Genomic DNA, 5,687 nt, shown 5'->3' with positions numbered 1-5,687 from the left:
GGGCCGGGTGGGTGGGGGGGGGGGGGGGCCGGGGGGCGGCGCCCCGGCGCGCCCGCCGCCATCGCGGCGTCGTGGTGCCGATCGAGGTACCAATCCGCCATCTCCGCGCCGGTGGCGAACCAGACGCCGTCGTGCCGGGCGATGTGGCGCAACAGCGCGTCCAGGTGGCGCACACGATGCGGCCGGCCGAAGATGTAGGGATGCAGCGCGATGCACATCGCCCGCGGCTGCGTCTCGCCCTCGGCGTACAGCGTGTCGAACATGTCGCGCCCGGCCCGGGCGAAATCCTCGGCTTCGGCGGCGCCGGCGGCGATCATCACCGCGTCGTTGAGATCCATCTGGTAGGGCAGCGAGACGAGCCGCCCCGACCGGACGCGCACCGGCGTCGGCTGGTCGTCGTGGTAGAAGTCGCAGATGTAGGTGATGCCGGCCTCCGCGACGAGGTCCGGGGTGCGCAGCGTGTTGGACGCCGCCGGGGAGAACCAGCCGCGAAGCCGCCGGCCGGTCATGCGGCGCCAGGCCTCGACGCTGGCCAGGATCTCCGACCGCTCCGCCTCCTCCTCAAGGCCCCAGTGGTAGCGCGTGTTGTAGAGACCGTGGCTGAACACGTCCCAGTCGCGGGCGAGGATGGCGTCCAGGATCGCCGGGAACATCTCGCCGACCGCCATGCTCAGCGAGACGGTGCCGCGGATGCCGTGCGCGTCCAGCACCTCCATCACGCGCCAGACGCCGGCGCGGTTGCCGTAGTCCTTCAGGCTGTAGGAGAGGATGTCGGGATGCGGCGTGCGGGGCCACGGGTCGCGTTGCCGGATCGCCGCCGGCAGGAACTCGTAATGCTCGATGTTCGGGCAGACCCAGACGGCCAGCCGCGCGCCGCCCGGCCAGTCGAGAGGCGGGCGCAGCGGCAGGGGCGCATGCGGCAGGCGGTCCTCGGGGTCGATCACCGCTGCAGCGGCCCTTCCTCCGCCAAGGCGCGACGCGGCCGCAACGCTAGTCTGCGTGCTTGACGAAGCGGCCGCCGAGCATGATGGCGCCGATGTGCCGCCCCTGGCCGGTCAGCAGCGACAGGTCCTTCAGCGGATCGCCCTCCACGACGATCAGGTCGCCGAAGGCGCCGGGCGCCACCACGCCGATCCGTCCCTCCATGCGCAGCAGCTTCGCGGCGTGCATCGTGGTGCTGCGGATCACCTCGATTGCGGGCAGCACGCGGCCGCGGATGACGAACTCCTCGGACTGGTGCCGATGCATGTCGCCGAGAAGGTCGGTGCCGAACGCCATGACCAGGCCGGCGCGACGCATCTTCTCCAGGCTCTCCAGCCCCGCGAGCCGGACCGTGTCGATCTTGGCGACGCTCTCCGGCGGCAGGCCGAGGGAGGCGCCCTCGTCCTTCAGCGCCTGGTAGGTGACGAGCGTCGGGCAGGCGATGGCGCCGGCCTCGGCGGCCTTCCGCGCGGTCGCCTCCTCGATCAGGTTGCAATGCTCCAGGCTCCGCACGCCGCATTCCACGGCGCGGCCGATGGCCTCGTCGGTGTAGAGATGCGCAGCGACATAGGTCTGCGCCATCTCCGCCTCCTCGACCGCGGCGCGGATCTCGTCCCGGCTGTAGCCGAGGAACGCAATGGGGTCCGTGGGCGAGGCGACGCCGCCATTGGCCATGATCTTGATGTAGTCCGCGCCGGCCTTGATCTCCTCGCGGCAGGCGCGGCGCACGGCGTCCACGCCGTCCGCCAGGCGGCCGAGGCAGCCGAGGCGCTGCTCCAGCCAGTGCATCTCCCGGCTGTCGTAGCGCCCGCGCCCGTCCGTGTGCCCGCCCGTCGCGCCGATCGCCTTGCCGCAGATCACCATGCGCGGCGCGTCGAAATGCCCCTCCTGCCGCGCCGCGCGCAGGCCCTCCGTCGCGCCGCCGAGGTCGCGGATGGTGGTGAAGCCGCGCATCAGCATGCCTTGCATGATCTTGGCCGCGCGGAAGGCGACCACCGCGTCCGGCAGCAGCGCGTGGCGCGCGAGGTTCACTTCGGACGCGATCACATGCACATGCGCGTCGATCAGGCCGGGCATCAGGGTCCGTCCGCGCAGATCGAGCTTCAGCGCGGAGGCGGCGGTGATCGGCCTGTCCGAGACCTCCTTGATCAGCCCGCCCTCGACCAGGACATGGCCTTCCACGGCATGGTCGGCGGTGCCGTCCAGGATGCTTGCGTTCGCGAAGAGGGTGGCGGTCATTGCGGGTCTCCGGTCGAGCCGAAGGCTAGAACGCGATGCCCTCCTCCGCCAGCCGCGCCTTCACCAGGGTCTTCGGCACCTTGCCGTAACCCGATTTCGGCAGCGTATCCCAGACGACGACGCGCAACGGCTGCTTGTAGCGGGCGATGCGGCCCTGCAGATGCGCCAGGAGCTGCGCTTCCTCCACCATCCCGCCAAGCCGGGGCACGACGCAGGCGACGCCGGCCTCGCCCCATTTCGGATGGGGAAGCCCGACCACGGCGCATTCGGCGATCGCGGGATGCGTCAGGATCGCCTCCTCCGCCTCGCGCGGATACACGTTCGACCCGCCGGAGATGTACATGTCCGAGGCGCGGCCGGTGATCCAGAGGAAGCCGCGCGCGTCCATCCGGCCGAGATCGCCGGTGTGGAACCAGCCGCCGGCGAAGGCCTTGCGGTTCGCCTCCTCGTTCTCGAAGTAGCCGGCGAAGACGGCCGGGCCGCGCACGCAGATTTCTCCAACCGTGTCGGGCGGAAGCCGCGCGCCGTCCTCGGCGAGGATCGCGACCTCCATCCCGGTACGCGGCACGCCGCAGCTGCCGGCGTTCTCGGGCGTGTGCATGTCGGGGCGCAGGACGGTTATGTTGCCGGTCACCTCGCCCAGGCCGAAATATTGCACCAGGCAGGGGCCGAGCTTCGCGAGCGCCTCCGCCTGGTCGGCCTCGTACATCGGCGCGCCGGCATAGATCACGTGGCGCAGGCTGGAGTGGTCGTGCCGGTCCACCGCGGGGTGCCGCACCAGCGCCGTCAGGATGGTCGGCACGCAGAACATGTTGCTGACGCGGTGCGTCTCGACCAGCGCCCAGGCCTCGGCGGGATCGAGCTTCTCGCCCGCGGTCAGGATCGTCGCCGCGCCGCGCGCCACCTGCGCCAGCTGATGGACGCCCGCACCGTGCGAGAGCGGCGCGACCACCAGCGAGGCGTCGTGCTCCGTCGTGCCGGGCATCAGGTCCGCCAGCTGGTTGGTCACCACGAAGGCCATCTGGCCATGCGTCAGCACCGCCGCCTTGGGCCGCCCGGTGGTGCCGGAGGTGTAGAAGAACCAGCACGGGTCCTCATGGGCGACCGGCTCCTCGGCATCGGGCAGGGTCGGCGCATGCGCGACCAGCAGCGTCTCATAGGCCAGCTCGTCGGCCGCCCGGCCCTCGCCCATCGCGATGACGTGGCGGAGATGGGGGGAGGCGGCGCGCACCGCCTCGGCATGGCCCCGGAAACCCTCGTCGCGCAGCATCACGATGGCGCGGGAGGAGGTGGCGAGATACGCGACTTCGCTCGGCGTCAGGCGGAAGTTGGTCGGCACCCAGACGGCGCCGGCCTTGAAGCACGCCCACATGCTCTCGAACATGCGGTTCGAGTTGCGGGAATGGACCAGCACGCGGTCGCCCTTGGCCACGCCGAGGCCGCGCAGCGCCGCCGCCAGCCGGTCCACGCGCGAATCGAGCTCGGCGAAGGTCCACCCGCGGTCGCGCCAGACCAGCGCGGGGGCGTCGGGAATGCGGCGCGCGGTCTGGGTCAGCAGGCGGCCGAGATTGGCGGCGGTCGCGATCGCTTGCATCATACCGGCCTGTCACCCTTCTGCACCTTGAGGGTGCGGTTGTCCGCCGCCGGCAGCATCCGCGCCGGGTCGCGCGTGACGACGATGTCGAGCACGGTCGGCGTGTCGGTGTTCTCCAGCCCCTCGCGCAGCGCGGCGCCGAGCTTCCCGGGATCCGTCACGCGGATGCCGTGGCAGCCCATGGCGCGCGTGACGGCGGCGTAGTCCATCTCAACGAGGTCCGAGGACTGGTAGTTGCCCGCGCCATAGACCGCGTGCTGCAGCGCCTTCACGTAGCCGGAGGCGGCGTTGTTGAAGATGCAGCAGACGAAGGCGGCGCCGGCGCGGCGCGCCGTCTCCAGCTCGCCCATGGACATGTTGAAGCCGCCATCGCCGGTCAGCGACACGACCCGCCGCCCCTTCCCCACGCCGAGCTGCGCGCCGATGCCGCCCGGCACGCCATAGCCGATGGAGGCGAAGCCGCGATCCGCGACGAAATGACGGCCTGCGCGCTTGGTGTCGAAGAACAGCGCGCCCCAATGCGCGGCGAAGCCGCCATCGGCGACGAGCACCGCATCCTCCGGCATCACCGTGTTGAGCTCGCCGAGCAGCCGGCCGACATTGATCGGCGATTCGACCGATTCCAGCCGCTCCCGCGCGCCGGCGCGCCATTCGGCCATGCGGCGCGGCACCTCGGCGCACCAGATGGCGCGGGAGGAAGCGCGCCTGCCGCCGTCGCGCAGCGCCTCGGTCAGCTCCTCCAGCGTCGCGCGCGCATCGCCGGCGAGCGCGATGTCGGTGCGCGTGGTCCGCCCGATCTCCTCCGGCAGCACATCCACATGGATCAGCGGCACGCCCGCGGGCATCAGCGTGAAGCGCTTCGTCGCGATCTCGCCGAGCTTGCAGCCGACCACCAGAAGGCAGTCGGACTGCGCGATCAGGTCGTTGGCGATGCGCGAATAGCGGCCGAAGACACCGGCCGAGAGCGCATGCGTGCAGGCGATCGCGCCCTTGCCGGACATGGTGTGCGCCACCGGGATGCCCTGGGCTTCGGCGAAGCGCGTCAGCGCCTCGGCGGCCTCGCTGATATGGATGCCGCCGCCGGCCAGCACCATCGGCCGCTCGGCGCGGGCGAGCTGCGCGACGGCGCGGGCGAGATCCTGCGCATCGGGGCGCATCCGGCGCGCCTGGGCGCGGAGCGTGCCGGGGTCCACCCAGAAATCGCCGGCGTCGAAGTCGTGCTCGCCATGCGCGATGTCCTCCGGCACCGCGATCAGCACCGGGCCGGGCCGGCCGCTTGTCGCCACCGCGAAGGCGCGGCGCAGATGCTCCGGGATGCGTGAGATGACCTCGACGCGGATCGCCTCCTTCACCAGCGGGCGCAGCACGTCGAACTGCCGCGCCTCCTGCGTCATGTTCTTCCAGGCGTGCTGGCGGTTGGCGTCGCCGATGATGGCGACCATCGGCATGCCGGCGTTGAACGCCTCGGCGAGCCCGGTCGCCAGGTTGGTCGCGCCGGGCCCGAGCGTGCCGTCCACCAGACCAGGCCGGTTGGTCACGCGGGCATAGGCATCGGCGGCGAAGGCGCCGCAGCGCTCGTCGTTGATCAGCATGTGCTGCACGCCGAGCGCGCGGCAGGCCTCGTAGAAGGGCAGCAGCTGGAAGCCGCCCATGCCGAACATCGGTCCCGCGTCGTGCAGCTTCAGCATTTCCGCGAGCGCCTGGCCGCCGGTCATGCGTCGCGTGGCATTGGATGACATTCACACATGCTCCAGCATGGCCGCGACGAAGTCGCGCGCCGATTGTCCGATGCGTCCGCCCCGCGCGGCGGCGAGCGGGGTCAGGGCGGGGCTGGAGCCGTCGGTCCCGGTGCGCAACGCAACCCCCCAACGCC

At 71.6% G+C, this 5,687-nt stretch carries 4 protein-coding genes; all 4 read right to left on the bottom strand.

The window, feature by feature from the left end:
• Positions 1–944, bottom strand: a 944-nt coding sequence (locus tag AC1MIR_RS24805) for a polysaccharide deacetylase family protein (RefSeq protein ID WP_480030846.1), incomplete at its 3' end; no start/stop codon positions are given.
• Between the two features lie 46 nt (positions 945–990).
• The gene (locus AC1MIR_RS24800; protein WP_480030845.1) at positions 991–2,220 is read right to left on the bottom strand and encodes a metal-dependent hydrolase family protein; all 1,230 of its coding nucleotides are present in this window, start codon (positions 2,218–2,220) and stop codon (positions 991–993) included.
• A 25-nt stretch (positions 2,221–2,245) separates the two neighbouring features.
• Positions 2,246–3,817, bottom strand: coding sequence for an acyl-CoA synthetase (locus tag AC1MIR_RS24795; RefSeq protein ID WP_480030844.1), 1,572 nt, complete (start codon positions 3,815–3,817; stop codon positions 2,246–2,248).
• Positions 3,814–5,553 carry a thiamine pyrophosphate-binding protein gene (locus AC1MIR_RS24790; RefSeq protein WP_480030843.1) on the bottom strand — a complete coding sequence of 580 codons (1,740 nt, stop codon included), beginning with the start codon at positions 5,551–5,553 and terminating at the stop codon, positions 3,814–3,816. Before AC1MIR_RS24790 ends, AC1MIR_RS24795 begins: the two co-directional genes overlap by 4 nt.
• Positions 5,554–5,687: the final 134 nt, after the last annotated feature.

This window comes from Falsiroseomonas sp. RANM36 (assembly GCF_056682175.1).
Note: the sequence above shows the minus strand (reverse complement) of the source record. Positions and strands in the feature narration are given on the sequence as shown.